Below are 22295 nucleotides of genomic sequence, written 5' to 3' on the forward strand. Positions count from 1 at the left end.
TCCTGTTGAACCTGTGGCTCCCGTTTCTCCTGTTGCTCCTGTTGAACCTGTGGCTCCTGTTGAACCTGTCGCTCCTGTTGAGCCGGTTGCACCCGTCGCTCCTGTTGAACCTGTTGCTCCTGTGTCACCTGTTGCTCCTGTTGCTCCTGTTGCTCCTGTTGAACCTGTTGCTCCTGTTGAACCTGTCGCTCCTGTTGAGCCGGTTGCACCCGTCGCTCCTGTTGAACCTGTTGCTCCTGTGTCACCTGTGGCTCCCGTCGCTCCTGTTGAACCTGTGGCTCCCGTCGCTCCTGTTACTCCTGTTACTCCGGTTGCTCCGGTTGCTCCTGTTGAACCTGTGGCTCCCGTTAATCCTGTCGCTCCCGTTGCTCCTGTGGCTCCTGTTCGACCTGTCGCTCCCGTTGCTCCTGTGGCTCCCGTTAATCCTGTCGCTCCCATTGCTCCTGTCGCTCCCGTTAATCCTGTCGCTCCCGTTGCTCCTGTCGCTCCTGTCGCTCCCGTTGCTCCTGTCGCTCCTGTTCGACCTGTCGCTCCCATTGCTCCTGTCGCTCCCGTTAATCCTGTCGCTCCCGTTGCTCCTGTCGCTCCTGTGGCTCCCGTTAATCCTGTCGCTCCCGTTGCTCCTGTGGCTCCTGTTCGACCTGTTGGACCCGGTGGGCCTGGTGGACCTGCCGGACCAGTCGGACCCGGTGGACCGGGTGGACCTGGTAGGCCTGCTGCACCAGCTACACCCGACGGACCTGTTGGACCTGCTAGACCCACTGCTCCTGATGGACCAGTCGGACCGGGTGGACCCGGTGGACCTGTCGGTCCTTTATGACACCTCCAACATTTCAAACACTTTGAGCACTTAGATTTTTTTAAACATTTAGAGCATTTGTGAATAAATGAAGGTGAACAAGGATTACAAGAAGAATCATTACCTTTCTTCCCATCATCTTCATATGAATAAAATTCCATTTCACACCTCCCCTTCTTTTCTATAACTAATAAATGCAATCAAAAAGAAAGGAGAAGCATGGCCATAGAAAAAAGCTAAAACAATTGTTTCAGCTTTTTCCTTTATCATCTATCACTAATTAATCAAAAGGCTCTTCTAACAAAAAATATTTTTTTATTAAAGAAGAACATACTTTCAATTTAACAAAAAAATCCTAACCAATAACACACCTTCATCATAAACAGGAAAAAAATCACCTCAAATAACCCAACAACAACATTCTTTCCCTTTCATCAGAGTAATATTAATAACTATTTTCTTCCTTCACATCCTCCCCACTAGAAAAATAAAAAACAAATAAAATATAAAATACGCTCAAAGTCTGTTCGTAAAATCTTTCTATAAATGGATTTTTTCTTTTCTACATATTTTAAATAGTTTTTTCTCCCTATCATGCATAACCTCTGTGATGAAACTAACACTACAAAAAGGTAATACTTCACAAATAATTGAAGAAAGTAGGTGTTTCCATGAAAAAACTTTTCACGTGGTTATTACTTGTTACATTCTCTTTTACCTCTTCCATACCTACCATTACCTTCGCAGCAACGGAAGATGAACATTTCACTTTACATAAGGAAATTAAACCGACCTCAACAGATGAATGTAAAGAAGAGTTTGAAACAATACTGCAAGTAACCCAAAAAGATACACAAAAAAAAATAGACTTAGGGCTAATTATTGATGCATCTGGTTCAATGTCAAACTACTTTAACAAAGCAAAAGGTCGTTGGGAACGCGCACCGCAAAACTGGCAAATGGTAAAGGATGTAGCAAAAAAATTGGTCGGACACTTAGATCCCACTTACGACCGAGTAAGTGCCACTATGTATCAAGGCGACAAAGGAACCAAAGAAAAGCCAAGTACAAATCCATTCTATAATGTAAAAGTTATCCACCCACTCAACAATCAATTAGAAAAAGCAAAGCAAGCAATTAATTCTTTGCGCAACGGTGGTTCAACTCCAACAGCTAGTGGATTAAAGCTTGCATTAGAAGAGATGGAAAGCAAAAAAAGAAACGATGCAGAAAAACTAATGGTGCTCATTACAGATGGCCAACCAAACGTGAATTTAGCTGGCTATGTTAAATGGGATGAGGCAGCTACTCAAACAATTGAACAAGCAGCACGTATCAAAAATGCTGGTTACAAACTATTAGTTGTGTATATCGCTAATACATCAGACGAACGAGAAAAAGAAACAAGCATTAATTTACTAAAACGCGCTTCCTCTGGTTCAGATTATTTCTATACAACCGAGAACTTTGGGGACTTAGAAACCATTTTCAAAGAAATTCAACAACAAATTAAACCTAGTACATTTCAAATTACTGAAAAAATTGCAGATGAGTTTACTATTGTTCCTGGTTCATTCACGGGTGATAACAAACCGACTGTAAAGGGAAATACACTAGTATGGGATATAGCAGACATAGAAAAAGCAACGTATAAGTTCACGTACAAACTAAAACGAAAATCGCCAGAAACACCACCAGGGACCTATCCAACAACAACGCAGTCCATTTTACAATACGGAGATACAACACTTAATTTCCCACCTGTACAAGCAACATTATCAGGTGAGTGTATGCGTGGTTCCATCACTGTTAAATACGTAGACGAGGAAGGAAATACCTTAAAAGAAACGCTCGTCAAGAAAGACTTACCTCTTGGTAAATATACAGAAAATGCTCCAGATATTGAAGGCTATACAGTAATTGGTGAAAGCTCTCATACATTCAACTTAACAAGAGACAATCCGCATCAAGAGCACACCTTCGTATATAAAAAAATACCGAAAAAAGGCACTGTGATTGTGAAGTACATCGATACAGATGACAATAAACTAACCGAGGACGTTGTGCTTACTGGTGACGTTGGTTCTCCTTACAAAACAGAACAAAAAGAATTTGATGGTTATGAGTTCGTCAAAGTCGAAGGGCCTCCTGAAGGCACATTTATCGATGGCGAAATAGTCGTCACATATATTTACGAAAAAATCATTAAAGGGTCTATCACCGTCAAATATGAAGATGAGAGTGGTAAAACTTTAAAAGAGCCTCTCATAAAGAAAGATCTTCCTCTCGGTGAGTATACGGAAAAAGCTCCGGCCATTGAAGGATATGAACTTGTGAATGAAAGTTCTCATACGTTCAAGCTAACGAAAAAAAATCCTGACCAAGAGCATACTTTCATCTACAAAAAGAAAAAAGGAACTGTCATTGTCAAATATATCGATAAAGAAGGAAAGAAACTAACTGAAGACATTACACTCACAGGTGACGTTGGCAATCCTTACAAAACAGAGAAAAAAGAATTTGATGGTTACGAATTCGTCAAAGTCGAGGGGCCTTCTGAAGGAACATTTATCGATGGCGAAATAGTCGTTACGTATATTTATGAAAAAATTATTAAAGGCTCTATCACCGTCCACTATAAAGATGAAGACGGTCAAACTTTAAAAGAAACGCTTGTAAAAAAAGACCTACCTCTTGGCGAGTACACAGAAAAAGCTCCAGCCATTGAAGGATATGAACTTGTGAATGAAGGTTCTCATACGTTCCATTTAACGAAGGGAAATCCTGACCAAGAACACACTTTCATCTACAAGAAGATACCGAAAAAAGGTACTGTTACAGTTAAATATATCGATGAAGATGGCAATCCTCTATCAGAAAACGTTGTGTTAACTGGTAATGAAGGCGATCCTTACACGACTGAAAAGAAAGAGTTTGATGGCTACGAATTCGTCAAAGTTGAGGGACCGGTCGAAGGCACTTTCACCGACGGTAATATTGATGTTATCTATATTTATAAGAAAATTATTAAAGGCTCTATCACCGTGAAGTACGAAGACACAGACGGCAATACGCTAAAAGATACTCTTGTGAAAAAGGACTTATCTCTTGGTGAATACACAGAAACTGCTCCAGCTATCGAGGGATACGAACTCGTAAATGAAAAGGAACATACTTTCAACTTAACGAAAGATAATCCTGATCAAGAACACACTTTCATCTACAAGAAAATACAAAAGAAAGGGACCGTTACAGTTAAATACATCGATGAAGACGGCAATCCTCTAACAGAAAACGTTATATTAACTGGCAATGAAGGCGATCCTTACACGACTGAAAAGAAAGAGTTTGACGGCTATGAATTCGTCAAAGTTGTGGGGCCTACCGAAGGCACTTTCACCGATGGCAATATTAATGTGACGTATATTTACAAGAAAGTTATCAAAGGCTCTATCACTGTTAAGTACGAGGATGAAGACGGCAATACATTAAAAGAATCACTCGTGAAGAAAGACTTACCTCTTGGCGAATACACAGAAACTGCTCCAACAATTGAAGGATATGAACTTGTCAGTGAAAGTTCTCATACGTTCCATTTAACGAAGAAAAAACCTGATCAAAAACATACTTTCATTTACAAGAAGAAAAAAGGCACCGTTATCGTCAGATACATCGACAAAGATGGCAATGAATTGCACAAGGATATTCACCTAACTGGCGATGTTGGTTCTCCATATAAAACAGAGGAGAAACAGTTCCCACAATACGTATTAACAGACGTCGCTGGTGAACGAGAAGGGCAATTTATCGATGGTATGCTAATTGTAACGTATATTTATGAAAAAAAATCTTCCACAGAAATAATAGAGAAAGGCTCTATTACAGTCAAATATGTAGATGAAGATGGCAACATATTGAAAGAAACACTCGTAAAAAAAGACTTACCGCTTGACAAGTATACAGAAATTGCACCAACAATAAATGGATACACACTCATCAACGAGAAGGAATATACTTTCAACTTAACGAAAGAAAATCCTGACCAAGAACATACATTCATCTATAAGAAAGAGAAGAAAAAAGGTACAGTCATCGTGAAGTACGTCGACACAGACGGTAACAAATTACATGATGATATTCATCTAACTGGTAATATTGGCGATAAATATACGACAGACAAACAAGAATTCGATGGTTATGAATTCATCAAGATCGAAGGGCAACCTGAAGGCGAATTTATCGATGGCGAATTTATTGTGACGTATATTTACAAACCAACGAAGAAAGAACCGATAGAACCAGGTGGTGAAAAAGAAAAGCCTGAGAAACCAGAGGAGAAACTTCCTCAAACCGGAGAAGAGCAGCCTCGCTTACCTCTCATTGGAGCTGCACTTGTAATGACAGCGATGTTCCTATTCTTCCGAATGAGAAATGTACGCAATAAATAAAATAAAAAATGAGGTATTCAGTCATATGGCTGAATACCTCATTTTTTATTTATACATCCACAATTGGCTTCCTTGCAATAATTCTTTTATATAAAGCACTAACTAATTTTTCTGCACGTTCTGGCAAATCATCATCAAACTTTTTCAATAGTACTGCGTATAGCGTCACGTCCCGTAATCGCATAAATAATGGCAATGTCTCGTACCACTTCTCATCTAGATGGTTCTCCTCTTCATACCCTTTTCTCACTACATCTAACTGATGACGAGTAAATAATGCTTTTTCTTCCTCTGTTCCTTCCCAATATACAAGTGAGTAATATAAAACAATTGCAATATCGTGAATGAAATAGTTATACATCGCATCATCAAAATCAAAAACCGTTATACGCCCCTCTTCATAGAAAAAATTATGATAATGAACATCACTATGAATTAAACCAAATGAGCCTTTTTCTATTGGAAGTTTCTTGATTTTTCCTATTAATTCCATCCCAGTTGCATATACCTCTTTATCCTGAATGCCCTGGATTACCGCTAATTCATCTTCTTCCCATGTGACACGATGTTCAGTATGCGGATAATCCATTGCTAATCGGTGCAATTTCCCGAGTGTTCTCCCCCACTCATAAAATAGCGTATCATTCCAAATCGATACGTCATCTATTTTAACGTGGCTTCCTTTTGCAAATTCAAACAGCGAACAATAGAAGTACGTTCCATCTTCTGTACGACATACTTCTACAAAATTATTTTCTAGGGAATGATACGGCTTCGCAACATTAGCTCCTCTATCTGCCACATAATTAAGAAAATCTAATTCTGCCTGTACTTGTTCATACATCCGGTGCGAAGAATGAGTGAACCGTAATACTCTTTCATCTCCACTCTTTGTCGTTGCACGGTACAAATAATTTTCAAACTCCCCTAAGCGCTTCTCATCCACTATAACCCCAAACTTCTCTGCCCCAACTTGAACAATATCACTTGTAAATACTTTTTCTACAGCTTGTTCCATATATACTCATCCTTTCTACAATTAAAGATAGACATTCGACAAATTACACTTTCTTTCCTGCTCCTTACAAAACTGTCATGTTCCTGTTAGGTAATTCGATCGTTTGTCACCTTTGTTTGTCGTACAATGAAATCAACAAAGAGAACAGAAAAATACATTCACTTAAGGAGGAAATAAACATGAAAAACATCGTAAATATTATCATCGGGTTAGTAGAAGTAGTCGTAGAAGGAACACAAGTTGCAGAAGAACTAGGAATGGATGCAGTAAACTAAAAAACTCATGCAGGAAAAATCCTACATGAGTCTCTCTTAAATACCTTTATCCATTTCATATAACTGACGATATTTCTTATTTGTGCGAAGAAGTTCCTCGTGGCTTCCTTGCATCGCAATGCGGCCGTTCTCAAGGAAAATAATCTCATCCATCTGCTCGATTCCCGCCAGATGATGTGTTACCCAAATAATCGTCTTATCTTCTGCTGCTTGAAACATTGTGTGTAATAACTCATGTTCCGTCTTCGGGTCTAATCCGATTGTCGGTTCATCTAGTACAATAATTGGTGTGTCTTGAAGAAGAACACGCGCGAATGCGATACGCTGACGTTCTCCGCCTGAGAAACGCTTTCCCATCTCATGCATCGGTGTATCTAATCCTTCTGGAAGAGATTCAATTAGAGATGTAATTTGCGCTTGATCTAATGCACGCCATACTGCTTCATCCTCTGCATCTTCTCGTCCAAGGCGAATATTATCCCCCACTGTCATATCAAACAAGTGTGGTTTTTGATTCAAGACTGATAAATACGTCGATAAATTGTCCAAATGCGCTTGTTCATCATTCAGCAAAATTTCACCTTTTACCGGTTGTACCGCTCCAGTTAATAGCTTCAATAACGTTGATTTTCCAACACCGCTTTTGCCTAGAATCGCTACTTTTTTCCCTATCGGAATCGTTAATGATACATCATTAATTGTCCATTTACTCGCTTCTGAATAACGATAGGATACTGAATCAAAATGAATCGTAGCTGAACCCGCAACTTCTTTCTTCTGCTCATCGTCCTGTACTGATATCATTTCCTTCTCTACTTCTACACTCGTTAAACGTACTATCGAATCTTTGTAAGATGGAATACGCTCAATTGCATCTGATACAGGTGCTAATGACGCTGTAATAGATAACGTCATTAAGACAAATGCTGCAATAACTGTTATTGTAATATTGCCAACATCCGCTTGCTCCCCTGTCCAAATAATCATTGATACCATCGTAATACCGACAACAAGGTGAATAAAAGCATCGCGAATATGATGCCATCTCTTTATTCTTCTTTCCATTGTTACTAAATCTTCTTCATCCTTCATGAAGTTTGTAAGAAATTCTGTTGTACGTCCACTAGCTTGCCAGTCTGTTAATCCGAACACTGTATCTGTTAGCTTCTGATACAACGTATTACGCTTTTGTCGCAGTTGAATATGTTGCTTTTGGATAATAAGCAACGATACAAATGGAATAAGAAATACGATGACCCCTAACAGAAGTGCCATCATAAGCGCAAACGGTACATCAAATGCACCAATTGTAATGATAAATCCGCTATATACAAATACAGCTAGGATACTTGGGAAAATCGTTCGTAAGTATAAGTTTTGTAAGTGCTCAATATCTTCTGATAGTAAGCCAAGAATATCTCCAGATTGGAAGCGAGAGCGAATGAAGAGCGCCTGTGGCTCTAATACACGATATAATTTCGTACGCATATTCGCTAAAATACGAAGAACAACATCATGACCAACTAATCGTTCTAAATAAAGAAATACTGCCGAACCAATACTAAAAGCACGCGTCGCAACAATTGGTACGTATACAGCCATGACATTATAAGGCTGAAGCGCTGATTTAGAAATTAAGTAACCAGACATGAACATAAGCATCGCCGCACATGTAACACCAATTAAGCCTAGTAGGACTGTTACGAGCATGAGCTTCTTCTGTTGTTTCAGGTGAGGTTGCACCCATTCTCTTCCGTTCATACTCTTCCTCCTGTCGTCATATGTGCTAACATACGATACACACCTTGCTCATCTGTCATTAGCGCTTCATGCTTGCCTTGTTGTACAACTTTTCCATCTTCTAATACAAGGATGTGATCCATTTGTTTCGTCCAGTGCAGACGATGTGTTGCTAAAAACACTAGCTTATCTTTGAACAGATGTAACATCGCTGGCTTCATCTCAAATTCTGTTTCCACATCGAGATGCGCTGTTGGTTCATCTAATAAAATGATAGGGCGTTTGCTTAACAGTGCACGAGCAATTGCAACACGTTGTTCTTGCCCACCACTTAACATGCGACCACCTTCACCAATACATTCATGAATGCCATTTTGTAATTGAGAAACAAGGGAACGAAGCCCTACTTCATCTACTACTTTCTCTACTTCTCCTTCTGTTGCATCCGGCTCATAGAAGCGGATGTTATCTAGAAGAGAAACAGGGAATACATATGGACTTTGTGGAATATACGCGATGTTTCGTTTCCAGTCCTCACGAGCTAACGACGTTGTGTTACTTCCATCAACTGTAACTGTTCCTTCCGTTGGCTGTAAGAAACCTGCTAATACATCAATAAGTGTAGATTTACCGGCACCACTTGCACCAATTAATCCAATAAGACCTGTTCCTTCCCACGAGAAAGAAAGGTTCGATAACACCGCATTTTCCGTATTTGGATGCTGGAATGCTACATTGTTTAGAGTAATAACACTGTCTTCCGTCCATTTAATACGTGCATCCATATTTGGAAGCGGCATTTTTTGTTGCTGCTTTACTACTTCTTCAATTTCTTCCATCGCAATTCGACCATCTAACGTCGCATGATAGTTCGCACCAACTTGACGTAATGGTAAGAAATATTCAGGAGCCAAAATTAAAATCGTTAAAGCAGGTAATAGGAAAATTTCTCCGTCGATGAGACGCAGGCCGAGTCCAACTGCTACAAATGCAATTGACAGGCTCGTAAAGAAATCCATTGCAAAAGAAGACGAGAATGCAACGCGTAATGTTTTCATCGTTGCTTTTCGGTAGTTTTCACTTACATGCTCAATTTTCTTCTCATGTTTGCGACTCTTTCCTAGGTACTTCAATGTCTCAAGTCCCTTTAGCGTATCGAGAAATGAATTTGACAACACACGATACGTTGCATATTGACTATCTGCCATCTTCTTAGCAGCTAAACCTAGTAAGATCATAAAGACAATAATAAGTGGGATTGTAACAATAAGAATAACCGCTGATGAAATATCTTCTGTAAATACATATAAAACAACCACGAACGGTACGATGAAACATCTGATCATTCGAGGTATTGTGAGTTCTATAAATGTTTTTAGCTTTTCGATTCCTTCAACAGCTAGTGTTACTAGCCGTCCTGTTCCATTCGTTTGAATGAACTTTGGTCCTAATTGAAAATATGCACGTACTACCTGCTCACGTAATGCTTTTCCAGTGCGTTCGGCAAAGCGTTCAACAAACATTTGTTGAATATGTGCAAGTAAGTGACGTGCTAAGAAAATAATGAAAAACCATATAACTTCGATAAACACTTCTTGCACAGCCATACCTTCAAATAAGAAGGTAATGGCTCTTGCAAGAAATATCGCTTGCCCTACAATAGTGAATGATTCCAGTAGAATAAGGAAGCTTAATGTTATATATAAGGATCGGCTACCTGGGTACGATGGGAGACCTCTTTTACCTGCCATTAGTACTCCAAGTGATCCTTCGGACTTACGCGTCTTCTAAATACATAGTAACTCCAGATTTGGTAGCCTAATACGAATGGTAATAATCCAATCGAGAAGTAACTCATTAATCGTAATGTGTATTCTCCTGAAGCCGCATTGTAAATTGTTAGATCGTATGCCGCGCCTAATGTACTAATCATCACACGTGGGAACATACCGATAAATACGCTTGCTGAGATGAAAATAATTGTTAACGACGTCATAAAGAATGCCCAGCCGTCACGCTTTTTCACATTTAAAATGATTGATGCAAGTAATGCTACACAACCTAAGATTGGTAACGCCAACCATGCATCACCATGCGTTGTAAAAATATCTGTTTGTATTGCACCCATTACAACAAATGCAAGTAAGAATAGTAACGCAATAGGTCCAACTTTTTTACCAAATGCACGTGCACGTTCTTGTGGCTCATCTAATGTACGAATTGTAATGAACTGAAGACCGTGAACAAGACATAGTAAGACGAACATCACACCACTTACTAATGCAAATGGATGTAATAACTCTAAGAAACTGCCAACCATGTTTTTATCTGCATCAATTTTCACACCTGTCATGAAGTTTGCAAGAGCAACTCCCCATAGAAGTGGTGTTACGGAACTACCGATAAAGATTGCTGTATCCCACCAGTTCTTCCAACGCATATCCTCTACTTTGCCGCGGAACTCAAATGCTACACCGCGTAGAATTAACGCTAATAACATGAATACAAACGGAATGTAGAATCCGCTAAATAAAGTTGCATACCAGTGTGGGAATGCTGCGAACATTGCACCACCAGCAGTAATAAGCCATACTTCATTCGCATCCCAGAAAGGTCCAATTGTATTAAGGTAAATACGACTCTCTAAATTATTTCGTGCTAGAAATTTAGAAGCCATCCCTACACCAAAATCAAAACCTTCTAATACGAAGAAGCCTATAAATAAGATTGCAATTAATAGAAACCAAAACTCATTAAGAGACAACTTCATTCTCCTCCTTCTTCAACGGAGTATTTACCGTGTTCGGTAATGTAATCGTGTTCTCGTGCTCACGAATCATTTTCACAAATAAGTATGCACAAATTCCTGCTAAAATAGCATAAATTGTTGAGAATGCTATTACAGAGAATAATACTTCATTCGCAGATACGTTCGGTGAAATCGCATCTTCTGTTTTCATAACCTCAAATACTACCCACGGTTGACGACCCATTTCTGTCATAATCCAACCGAATGTATTACCAAGAAACGGAAGAGAAATAGCAAATGTCATTACTTTTAAGAACCATTTGTTTTCTGATAACTTGTCTTTTCTTGATAAGAACCAGCCAACTAATCCTAATAAGAACATAAGTGAACCAGCACCAACCATGATACGGAAGCTCCAGAAAATTGTTTTTACTGGTGGAATGTAGTCTCCAGGACCATACTTCTCTTCATATTTTGCTTGAAGTTCGTTGATACCCTCTACTTGACCACTAAACTTGTTATACGATAAGAAACTTAATAAGTATGGAATTTGAATTTCAAAATCATTCTCTTTATTTTCTTCATCGATTTTTGCAACTAATGTGAACGGTGCAGGGTCCGCACTGTTATGCCATAATGCTTCTGCTGCCGCTAATTTCATCGGCTGATTCTTTAATACGTGTTGCGCTTGTGCATGACCAAACATAAGAACAACAAACGTTGTCACTGTCGCAACAATGATAGACACACGGAATGATTTCTTGAACATCTCTGTTTCTTGATTTCTGAAAATCTTCCACGCACTAACACCAGCTACGAAGAATGCACCTGTTGATAATGCCGCAAAAATTGTATGCGGGAATTGTACCCATAATTGTGGGTTCGTAATAATCGCCCAGAAGTCGTTCATTTGCGCGCGACCATCAACGAACTCATATCCTACCGGCGCATGCATGAAGGCACTTGCTGTTAAAATCCAGAATGCTGAGAACATTGTTCCGATAGATACTAACCAAATACATAGTAAATGGATTTTCTTCGGTAATCGATCCCAACCAAATACCCAAAGTCCAATAAATGTAGACTCCATAAAGAATGCTAATAAACCTTCAATCGCAAGAGAAGGTCCAAATACATCCCCTACGAATCGTGAATAATCTGACCAGTTCATACCAAACTGGAATTCTTGAAGAATACCAGTTACAATACCAATGGCAAAGTTAACTAAGAATAAATGCGACCAAAAATGCACTAATTTCTTATATACTTCTTTTCCTTTTACGACATACATTGTTTGCATAACCGCAAGAAGGAACGCTAGACCAATCGACAGCGGTACGAATAAATAGTGGAAAATTGTCGTTGATGCGAATTGAATTCGTGCTAACATTAACGGATCCATTGTTTAATCACTCCTTGTTACATTTTTAACATACATAAAAATCATTAATACGCTTTAATGCGCTAGACCATTTTGTTTCGATACTAGATACGTACATCATAATTGCAAATCTAACCTTATCAGAATGGCTAAGTAAAAAAGACACTCCTTTTCACCATACATGCAGTGTTTATATTAATAATCAAATTGTATAATATATTTATATACTAAATACACTAAATTATCGACAGAATTTCAACAGAATTATGTCTAAAATATGTCATTTGTCATTTTCTGTACACAAAATTAACTATAACTGGATATTTCTATCTCACCTACACAAAAAACAGGTACTCTCCCTTAATCTAAGGTATGACACCTTTATAGATAACGTCCTCTAGAAATATGATATTTTATCGACAAATAAGTTCAATTAATCACATTTTATTTTATAAAAAAAATAATTAGAACTAAATCAAACTACTTTGTGAATGAAGAACATTATTATGAAAAGTACCCTTTCCAATCATAAAGTTTAGTACGTCTAGTTTAAATCCTTCCGTATAGTTTGTATAGGTACAAACTAAGCCTATCTTACCTTGATTTTCATATAAAGCAATCCATTTTTGGACTTTACTTCTAGAAACATTGAATTCTCTAACAAGGCTTTTTTACTACATTTTTTTGTAAATAATGACCAATTGTCTTTAATTTGAACTCAATTGTGTATTTTGGCATAAAGAAGCACCTCAATAGTTAGATTTTTGTCTAACTATTGAGGTGCAGTTTATAAGCTCATCTGCTGTTTTACTATTTTTATTTCCCTAAATCTTGAATATCGATGGCTCTTGTATGCTCTGTACGTTTCCATGTTTTATCTTTCATCGTAATTAACGACCAGAAGAATAATGGAATATACACAAGATTAAAGAAGATCATACTGATAAACATTTTAAAGACATTAATCTTTTGATTTGTATCTATTACTCTAGTATAAAGAATATATACTAATTGGAATAGGATCATCCCTATCCATACTTGCCATGGGAATGCAAGGCTATAGAACTTCTCGCCCGTTACTAATGCAACTGTTACAATAATTGTTGTTAGCGCATTTAAAACAATTTTCCCTGGATTAAATAAGTAAATAGCACCATCTAAAGCCTTAACATCACCTTTTGTAATAGCACGACCTAATAATTTGAATGTATACTTAGATGCTACATCCCAGTGACCACGTGCCCAACGTAAACGCTGAATAACACTTGCCTTGAATTCAGATGGCTTTTCATCATACACACGTGCAAAGTGATTCCATTTAGCTGGTACACCTTTTAATAAACATTGCATCGTAAATTCTAAATCTTCTGTCAAACTACGTGCAGTCCAACCAACTTCTTTAAATAACTTTGTACATACACAGAATCCTGTTCCACCAATCGCATTTCCAAGTCCAATACGGGACTTAGCTAACTGCCATGAACGATTCATGAAATAATAACTTGAAGCGTATCCAAGTGAAATTAAGTTATCATCTGGGTTTTTACTATCTAAATAAGCCTGTACAAGACGATCACCATTACATAAATGATTATTCATTTCTTGTAAGAAGTTTAAACTAACTAAGTTATCTGCATCGAAGAAAACAATTCCATCGTAATCTTCTTGTAAGCGATCACCATACTGCTCTGTTGCATAACGAATTCCATAAGGTTTTCCTTTTGGTTCATCCTTAGGAGACGTATGTTCAATAACATGCGCGCCTAATTCTCTAGCGATTGAACTTGTATCATCTGTACAGTTATCTGCAATAACACAAATATCATATAACTCTTTTGGATATTCCAACTGTTGGCAATTTTTAACTAATTGTCCAATAACATTCTCTTCATTATGAGCAGGAATCATAATTAAGAAACGTTTTTGCGGATTGTGTTCTTTTTGTCGTTTTGCTGCTCCAAAACCAAACATACTTACAAATAAATAGTATATCCAATAAAATAGTAAGAAACATTGGACAGCTAATAATATACCATTTACAACGCCATAAACTGTCATTTGATTTTATTCTCTCCTTCTAAGTGCTTATCTTAAAATATTACACGCCTCTTTACATTAAATAATAGAAGCTCTTTACACACATTAATAATATACACGGTTTTCAAAAAAAAAACAATTTTTCTTTCTGTTATCCCTGATGACAATTTATGTAAGGTACAAAAAAGACTAAAACCGAATAAAAATACAAAAAGTAGCTAGACTATATGTACTAACTACTTTTGCTTCTTTGTTCATATAATTTCAAGCCATCTTCTCCTCTACTTCTGCTCGAAAGAAACTCTTCATTGCATTAAAGACATCTGCTTTCTGCTTCAAAATATAATAACGGAATTTATCATCTTGAACGTTTTTATATGCCGACATAAGGGTGCTATGGCGGTTATATTGATTTACTTCTCCATATCCAAACATATTCGATACCTTCATTAATTCACTTACAAGCTTGACACACCTTGCATTATCAGATGTTAAATTATCGCCATCTGAGAAATGGAATGGATAAATATTATAACGTGACGGTGCATACTTCGTTTCAATTAATTCAAGGGACTTGCGATAAGCCGAGGAACAAATTGTTCCGCCGCTCTCTCCTTTTGAAAAGAATTCTTCTTCTGTCACAACTTTTGCTTCTGTATGATGCGCAATAAATTCAATATCTACCGTTTCATACTTTGTACGTAAAAAACGCGCCATCCAAAAGAAAAAGCTACGGGCCATATACTTCTCCCATATCCCCATTGAGCCACTCGTATCCATCATCGCTAATACAACCGCTTTTGATTCTGGTTTCAACACTTCATTCCATGTTCGGAACTTCAGATCCTCTTGAAAAATCGGATGAAAACTTGGATTCCCGCTCATTGCATTCCGTTTGTACGCAGAGATCATCGTTCGCTTCTTATCAATATTACCCATTAGTCCTGTTTTCCTGATATCGTTGAATTCGATATCTTCTAATCGGTTCTCGTCTTGCTCTTTTCTTACTAAATTCGGTAATTCTAACTCTTTAAATAATGCTTGTTCTAATTCAAGCAATGATACTTCTGCTTCATAATAATCTTCACCAGCTTGGTCACCAGCTCCTTGCCCTTTACCAGATCCTTGTTGTCCTTGTGGTTTCCCTGAGCCATCTCTTGCTACAACATCTCCAACTTTGCTATCACCATTTCCTTGGCCGACATGTTTATTTTTATCATAGTTATAACGAATTTTGTACTCATCTAATGAACGGATTGGGATTTTCACCATATCTTTTCCATTAGACATAATAATACTCTCTTCTGTAATTAAGTCTGCCAAGTTATTCTTAATAGCTTCTTGTACTTTCTCTTGATGTCGTTGTTGATCATCGTGCCCTTTTCGATGTAAGGACCAATCTTCTCTGGCAATCGTATAGTTTAGCTGATTTTCCTCACTCATACTATTTCCCTCCTTTTTGTTCACATAATCAACATGCCAGATATCACGTTCTAACACATTATTTGTATATACATAGCACTAATTTATCTCATCATGCATATAATATTGTGTCGGTTTAAATCACTTTTTTATCCTTTTGTGGTTGGTTACTCTATCATATGCAAGCTAGAAGAATAATTGACAACTAAATTTCATTGCGGAAGACATAATTTTTCAAAACTGGACAAGTTTCTTGTATATATGCAGGACTTTCTCTTTTATGCTCGAATGATACAAAGAAATATGAAGACAGGGAGGAACAAAAATGAAAGTCGACTACCATATCCATCTCGAAGAAGGGCCTTATTCACAAAGATGGGTTGATCGTACATATAAAGCTATTACACACTTTGCACCGCAACACACATCTAATTGGACACAAACAACCTTCTATCAGCGAATGAAGGAAGGCGAATACAGCACAACTTGGTTGGATTTATACTTACAAACAGCAAAAGATAAAGGCTTAACAGAAATAGGCATTGTTGATCACTTATACCGTTTTAAAGAAACACGGGCTTATTTCGAACGATATATAGACCTTAGTCACACAACTGTTGGAGAACTACAACGAACGTGGTTAGACAAGGTAATGACCGAATCAATGGATCACTTTGTTCAATCAATAACAGAAGCAAAAAAACGCTTCGCCCAGGAAGGAATCACACTCCGCCTCGGAATTGAAGCAGACTATTTCCTAGGTGGCGAAAAAGAACTCGCCTCTCTTCTCTCTAATCACCCATGGGATTATGTTATTGGATCTGTTCACTTTCTAGACGGCTGGGGATTTGATAATCCTGATACACAGCATATGTTTGAATCCCTTCATTTGCCTACACTGTATGAACAATTCTTCCATGTTGTAGAGAAAGCTATACGAAGCAACCTATTTGACTTTGTAGCCCATTTGGATAATATGAAATGCTTTAACTATCGTCCAGATGAGACAACGCTACTTCCATTGTATGGGCGTATCGCAAAGGCATTAAAAGAAACAAATACAGCGACAGAAATTAATGCTGGGTTATATTATCGTTATCCTGTCCAAGAAATGTGTCCTAGCCTGACATTCCTTCAACTATTAACTGAATATGGTGTAGCGTTTACCACTTCTTCTGATGCTCATTTTCCGGATGACCTAGGCAACTATGTTGAGCAGAATACACGTATGCTTCGTACACACGGAATAAACCAAATCGCAACCTTTCATAACCGGAAGCGTATCATGAAAGACCTTTAACTAATAGAAAAAAGTATGCCCACTCGCACAAGTAGGCATACTTTTTTCTATCTATTCAACAAGCTTCCTACATAACGTAATAACTCATTCGCTGAAGTCGAATTATATCCATATTCATCAATTAAACGCGCCACTACCTCATTAATTTTCTTCAATTGATGTTCATCTGGTGTCTTCGATGATGTTGTAATTTTCACCACATCTTTCAAGTCAGCAAATAACTTCTTCTGAATCGCCTCACGTAAACGTTCATGTGAATTATAATCAAATCGTTTTCCCTTCCTTGCGTAAGCAGAAATACGAATGAGAATTTCTTCACGGAACGCCTTTTTCGCATTCTCTGAAATACCAATTTGTTCTTCAATCGAACGCATTAACTTCTCATCTGGATTCATTTCTTCACCAGTTAACGGATCACGGAGCTTATTCTTATTGCAATATGCCTCCACGTTATCTAAGTAATTATCCATCAACGTCTTCGCAGACTCTTCATACGAATACACAAATGCCTTTTGTACTTCTTTCTTCGCTATTTCATCATACTCTTTCCTAGCAAGCGAAATAAAGTTCATGTAGCGCTCTCTATCTTCATTCGAAATGGACGGATGTTGATCCAGCCCATCTTTAAGTGAACGCAATACATCAAGCGCATTAATGGATGGCACTTCTTTTCTTATAATAGTAGAAGAAATACGATTAATGACATAACGTGGATCAATACCACTCATTCCTTCATCCTGATATTCACGTTTTAGCTCTTGGATATCAACTGCATTATATCCTTCAACAAGTTCTCCATCATACAGTCTTGATTTCTTTATTAAATCAATGTCTCCACGCTTTGGTTCTTTCAAGCGAGTCAAAATCGTGAACATTGCTGCTACACGAAATGTATGTGGCGCAATATGCACATTCGTAACATCACTTTCTTTAATCATTTTTTCATAAATGCGCTCTTCCTCTGTTACACGTAGATTATAAGGAATTGGCATTACAATAATACGAGAATGTAATGCTTCATTTTTCTTATTCGAAATGAAGGAGCGATACTCTGTTTCGTTCGTATGAGCCACAATTAATTCATCTGCTGAAATTAACGCAAATCTTCCAGCTTTGAAGTTACCTTCTTGCGTTAATGACAACAGGTGCCACAAAAACTTCTCATCGCACTTCAACATCTCTTGGAATTCCATCATACCACGGTTTGCTTTGTTTAACTCTCCGTCAAAGCGATACGCACGTGGATCAGACTCTGAACCGTATTCTGCAATAGTTGAAAAATCTAAGCTACCTGTTAAATCAGCAATATCTTGTGACTTCGGATCGGATGGACTAAATGTTCCAATGCCAACACGACGATCTTCCGATAGGAAAACACGTTCTACCATCATGTCTTCAATTCGGTTATTATACTCTTTCTCTAAACGCATTAAATTAAGTGGCGATAGGTTTCCTTCAATGCGAATTCCATATTCATCAAAAAAATCTTTTCGCAAATGATGTGGGATAAGATGCAATGGATCTTCATGCATTGGGCATCCTTTAATTGCATAAATCGCTCCATCCTCCACATGAGAATACGCCTCTAATCCACGCTTTAACATTGTCACAAGCGTAGATTTCCCTCCACTAACAGGTCCCATCAACAATAAAATACGTTTCCTTACGTCTAAGCGCTTTGCTGCTGGATGAAAGTATTCTTCCACTAACCGCTCTAGTGCCTCTTCTAATCCGAATAACTGATTACTGAAGAACTGATATTTCCTCTTCCCATCAACCTCTTCAATTCCTGCATCTTTGATCATGCTATATATACGTGAATGTGCAGTTTGAGCAACTACTGGTCTCTCTTTCAAAATCTCCAAATACTCCGCAAATGTCCCTTCCCATTTCAAGCGCTGTTCGACTTCTCGATGTTCCTCGATTTTTCTAAGAATATCCATGCAGTAGGACCTCCCATTCTCTCAACCTTCTTCTTCCATACGGATTATTACAATCTATGCCGAGATATCTATGTACATGATAAAGAAATATATTGATACACTTTTCACGTAAGAAAAAGACATGATATTTTCCACCAATGCCAGGATGAATTATAATATAGTTGTACACATATGGGAGAAAAGTGAGGGGATATGTATGAGCCTAGCATTAATTCTGCTTGTTTCAGCTGCATTTTTAGCTGCAATTTTCACTGCTGGTTACAATGATAAGCCAAAGCAAAGGTAAATAAAAAACAGACTAGAATGATTTCTAGTCTGTTTTTTACGTTAAGCCTGGATAATCTTGTTGGCGCAGCGCTTCATAAATTAAAATAGCAGCTGTATTCGATAAGTTTAATGAACGAACATTTTCTGTCATCGGAATACGTAAGCATGTTTCCTTGTTCTTCTCAATTAATTCTTTTGGTAAGCCTTTCGTTTCACGACCGAATACGAAGAATGTATCTTCTTCCTTGTTACTATAGTCAAACGTTGTATGAGGCTTCTCTCCAAATTTCGTAATTAAATAGAACTTTCCTTCTGGATATTTCGCAAATAATTCATCTAATGAATCATAATAGAAAATCTTCACAAATTCCCAGTAATCTAAGCCTGCTCGCTTTAAATATTTATCATCTGTTGAGAAACCTAATGGCCTAATTAAATGTAATGTTGTATCTGTTGCTGCACATGTACGTGCAATATTTCCTGTATTAGCTGGAATCTCTGGTTGATATAATACGACATGAACTCCCACAATTTTCACCTCTACCTAAATTTATCAAAATCGAACAGATACGTACTGTCCGAGCATCGTTATCCTTCTTGAAATGACTTCTCTATTATAGCATGCTACCCTTTACTATCAACTATTTGAAAAAAGATGTATTGAATCTTTGACGTGTATCTCGGTGAATCTTCATACGTCCAGTATCGATAACGACTATTAATCGTATTTGCGTTTACAAGTGGCATCCCATATATATCTTTCGCCACCACAATTGTACTGTGATCCCAATGCCCATCTCCTTCAAAATCATAAAAGATCACATCGCCGACAAGCAAATCTGTTGGCTTTTCTACTTTTTTCGCACGTAGGCCGCTTTTTGCTCCAGATAAATACCACCGCAATGCATGAGCAAATGTCCAACTATAGCTCCAGTTTTTCCCACGAATCCACCACCCCTTTGCTTTGTTCGGATATCCCATCATTGGGGCTCCCCCAGCATGTAGACACTGTGAAATGTAATTCGTGCAATTTTCTTCTTTAAAATGTACATATTCTGGATTTTCATCATTCCACCATAGCTCTGCATATTTAACGGCTTCTAATCGATTATAACTAAAACGATTGCTCGCTTCTTGCTCTTCTTCAAATAGTAAGGATTCACTCTCTCCCACTTTTAAACCTGGGAAAAGAAGAACATCTTGCTCTATTTTCCCCTCACAAATACGGCAACAACGCTTCTCGACATCTTCTTGTATATAAAAGAAGTCACGTTGTTTAATTAAGTATTGCATGTGAATCGTATAATGTATATCTTCCCGTTCCTCCAATGCAATTGTACTTTCTACTTTTCCTTTCGCATGACACTTCACAATAGTAGCTGAGCGTTGGCGAAACAATTCTTGTACATGCTCAATATGCTCATGAATTTCGGTAGGAAGATGAGTTGGTGTAATATCTTCTCCAATAATACACTTTATCCGTTCCTGTATACTTAATTTCAACAGTTCTTGTGCTTTCATACAGCATACTCTCCTTTTGAAAAGGCGTTTGTATTACCATATGAACATATTTACTTTGATTATCACTCTATATTCTTCAAAACATCAATTGCATACTCTATTTCATTTCTTACTTCTTGCTCTTCTTCTTTCTCTAACGCTTCATATAATACAGAAAGCATATCTACGTTCCCTATTTCACCTAATGCCCACGCAGCTGTTCCACGAATAACAGGACGAGTATCTTTCTTCACTAATTCCACTAATGTAGGAATTGCCGCTTCTTCTTTAAAATGAGCTAGGGCGATAATTGCATTTCGTTGTAACGGATTCTTACCACGCCATGCCCCTGATACATGCCCAAACTTCGCTTTAAATTCACGGTTGCTTAGCTGTAACATCGGAATCAATTCTGCCTTCGCAATTTCTGCATCTGGTTCCATTTCCTTATGGATCTGATGATTATGCCCCTTATTCACCGGACATGAAGTTTGACACGAATCACAGCCATAAATACGGTTCCCAATCTTTTTACGAAACTCCATTGGAATAAAGTCCTTCGTCTGTGTTAAAAACGAAATACATCGTTTTGCGTCAATTTGTCCTGGTCCGACAAGCGCATCTGTTGGACACGCATCTAAGCACTTCGTACACGTCCCACACTGATCTTCCATCGGCGTATCTGGGATAAAAGGAATATTTGTAATCATTTCCCCTAAATATACGTATGAACCGAACTCTGGCGTAATAATTGCACAGTTCTTTCCACTCCATCCAATACCCGCTCGCTCCGCCACCGCACGGTCAGAAAGTGCACCTGTATCTACCATTGACTGGACAGTCGCATTTGGTACTATCTCCAATATATACGCCTCTAGTTTCGTTAGGCGATCTTTCAAAACGCGATGATAATCTAGTCCCCATGATGAACGACAAAATAATCCGCGTCTCTCTCCTTTTTTCCCTTTCGGTGCATCTTCTAGTTTAGATGGATACGCAAGCGCAATCGAAATAATTGACGTTGCCCCCGGTAATAATAACGTTGCATCTGTTCGTTTATCTAAATCAGGTTCTTCAAACCCTGAATTGTATCCAAGTTCTTGCTGGCGAACTAACCTTGCCTTTAATTCTGAAAAAGGATCTGCTGTTGTAAATCCAATTTTATCTATTCCTATTTCTTTACTATATCTAATAATATCTTGCTGTAATGCATAAATGTCCATATACATTCCCCCTTTTGGGAACTAATACTAGCCTCTTTTATGAGACCTTATACCCACTCTTCTTTCATTACATAAAAAAACGCAATGCTTCGTTTATCTAAGAAACGAAACACTGCGTTGATAACGGAATTTATATAGTGCTGTAAACTTGTTCTAAGTGTAACATAGAAAAATAGAACAAACAAGAAAAAAA

At 37.9% G+C, this 22295-nt stretch carries 13 protein-coding genes and 2 pseudogenes; 2 read left to right on the plus strand and 13 right to left on the minus strand.

Annotation, left to right across the window (positions count from 1 at the left end; translation table 11 throughout):
* Positions 1-813: pseudogene (locus IEV41_RS20190) on the minus strand (hypothetical protein); the annotation flags it as partial.
* 657 nt (positions 814-1470) lie between these two features.
* On the opposite strand from IEV41_RS20190, the gene IEV41_RS11980 reads away from it, so the two are divergent.
* Complete coding sequence (locus IEV41_RS11980) at positions 1471-5247, plus strand: MucBP domain-containing protein (RefSeq protein ID WP_188388598.1); 3777 nt, start codon at positions 1471-1473, stop codon at positions 5245-5247.
* 49 nt (positions 5248-5296) lie between these two features.
* Here IEV41_RS11980 and IEV41_RS11985 read toward each other — a convergent pair whose 3' ends face one another.
* The 8 genes and pseudogenes from IEV41_RS11985 to yhbH all read right to left on the minus strand — a co-directional run bounded on the left by IEV41_RS11985 (position 5297) and on the right by yhbH (position 15890).
* Positions 5297-6265 (minus strand): phosphotransferase enzyme family protein, encoded by a 969-nt coding sequence (locus tag IEV41_RS11985; protein ID WP_188388599.1) that lies wholly within the window; start codon positions 6263-6265, stop codon positions 5297-5299.
* Between the two features lie 311 nt (positions 6266-6576).
* Complete coding sequence (gene cydC / locus IEV41_RS11990) at positions 6577-8301, minus strand: thiol reductant ABC exporter subunit CydC (RefSeq protein WP_188388600.1); 1725 nt, start codon at positions 8299-8301, stop codon at positions 6577-6579.
* Positions 8298-10031: a thiol reductant ABC exporter subunit CydD gene (cydD, locus tag IEV41_RS11995; protein WP_188388601.1), complete on the minus strand. Its 1734-nt coding sequence runs from the start codon at positions 10029-10031 to the stop codon at positions 8298-8300. Before cydD ends, cydC begins: the two co-directional genes overlap by 4 nt.
* Positions 10031-11050, minus strand: a complete 1020-nt coding sequence (gene cydB / locus IEV41_RS12000; RefSeq protein ID WP_188388602.1) for a cytochrome d ubiquinol oxidase subunit II — start codon at positions 11048-11050, stop codon at positions 10031-10033. The genes cydD and cydB overlap by 1 nt, the downstream gene beginning before the upstream one ends.
* A complete protein-coding gene (locus IEV41_RS12005; RefSeq protein ID WP_188388603.1) occupies positions 11034-12431 on the minus strand; it encodes a cytochrome ubiquinol oxidase subunit I in 1398 nt (465 codons plus the stop codon). Before IEV41_RS12005 ends, cydB begins: the two co-directional genes overlap by 17 nt.
* Before the next feature lie 494 nt (positions 12432-12925).
* Positions 12926-13066 (minus strand): annotated as a pseudogene (locus IEV41_RS20365) (helix-turn-helix domain-containing protein); the annotation flags it as partial.
* A gap of 160 nt (positions 13067-13226) precedes the next feature.
* The gene (locus IEV41_RS12010; RefSeq protein WP_188388604.1) at positions 13227-14468 is read right to left on the minus strand and encodes a glycosyltransferase family 2 protein; all 1242 of its coding nucleotides are present in this window, start codon (positions 14466-14468) and stop codon (positions 13227-13229) included.
* A 243-nt stretch (positions 14469-14711) separates the two neighbouring features.
* Positions 14712-15890, minus strand: a complete 1179-nt coding sequence (yhbH, locus tag IEV41_RS12015; RefSeq protein WP_188388605.1) for a sporulation protein YhbH — start codon at positions 15888-15890, stop codon at positions 14712-14714.
* A gap of 304 nt (positions 15891-16194) precedes the next feature.
* Here yhbH and IEV41_RS12020 point away from each other — a divergent pair, with 304 nt between their 5' ends.
* The gene (locus IEV41_RS12020) at positions 16195-17169 is read left to right on the plus strand and encodes a histidinol phosphate phosphatase domain-containing protein (RefSeq protein ID WP_188388606.1); all 975 of its coding nucleotides are present in this window, start codon (positions 16195-16197) and stop codon (positions 17167-17169) included.
* A 47-nt stretch (positions 17170-17216) separates the two neighbouring features.
* On the opposite strand, the gene IEV41_RS12025 is transcribed toward IEV41_RS12020, so the two are convergent.
* The 4 genes from IEV41_RS12025 to queG form a co-directional block, all read right to left on the minus strand.
* Complete coding sequence (locus tag IEV41_RS12025; RefSeq protein WP_188388607.1) at positions 17217-19112, minus strand: PrkA family serine protein kinase; 1896 nt, start codon at positions 19110-19112, stop codon at positions 17217-17219.
* 322 nt (positions 19113-19434) lie between these two features.
* Positions 19435-19917 carry a tRNA (uridine(34)/cytosine(34)/5-carboxymethylaminomethyluridine(34)-2'-O)-methyltransferase TrmL gene (trmL, locus tag IEV41_RS12030; RefSeq protein ID WP_188388608.1) on the minus strand — a complete coding sequence of 161 codons (483 nt, stop codon included), beginning with the start codon at positions 19915-19917 and terminating at the stop codon, positions 19435-19437.
* 86 nt (positions 19918-20003) lie between these two features.
* Positions 20004-20900 (minus strand): amidase domain-containing protein, encoded by an 897-nt coding sequence (locus IEV41_RS12035; RefSeq protein ID WP_188388609.1) that lies wholly within the window; start codon positions 20898-20900, stop codon positions 20004-20006.
* Between the two features lie 62 nt (positions 20901-20962).
* A complete protein-coding gene (gene queG, locus IEV41_RS12040; RefSeq protein WP_188388610.1) occupies positions 20963-22102 on the minus strand; it encodes a tRNA epoxyqueuosine(34) reductase QueG in 1140 nt (379 codons plus the stop codon).
* Between the last annotated feature and the right edge of the window lie 193 nt (positions 22103-22295).

This window comes from Priestia taiwanensis (assembly GCF_014638355.1).
In the GTDB taxonomy this organism is placed as follows: Bacteria; Bacillota; Bacilli; order Bacillales; family Bacillaceae_G; genus Priestia_D; species Priestia_D taiwanensis.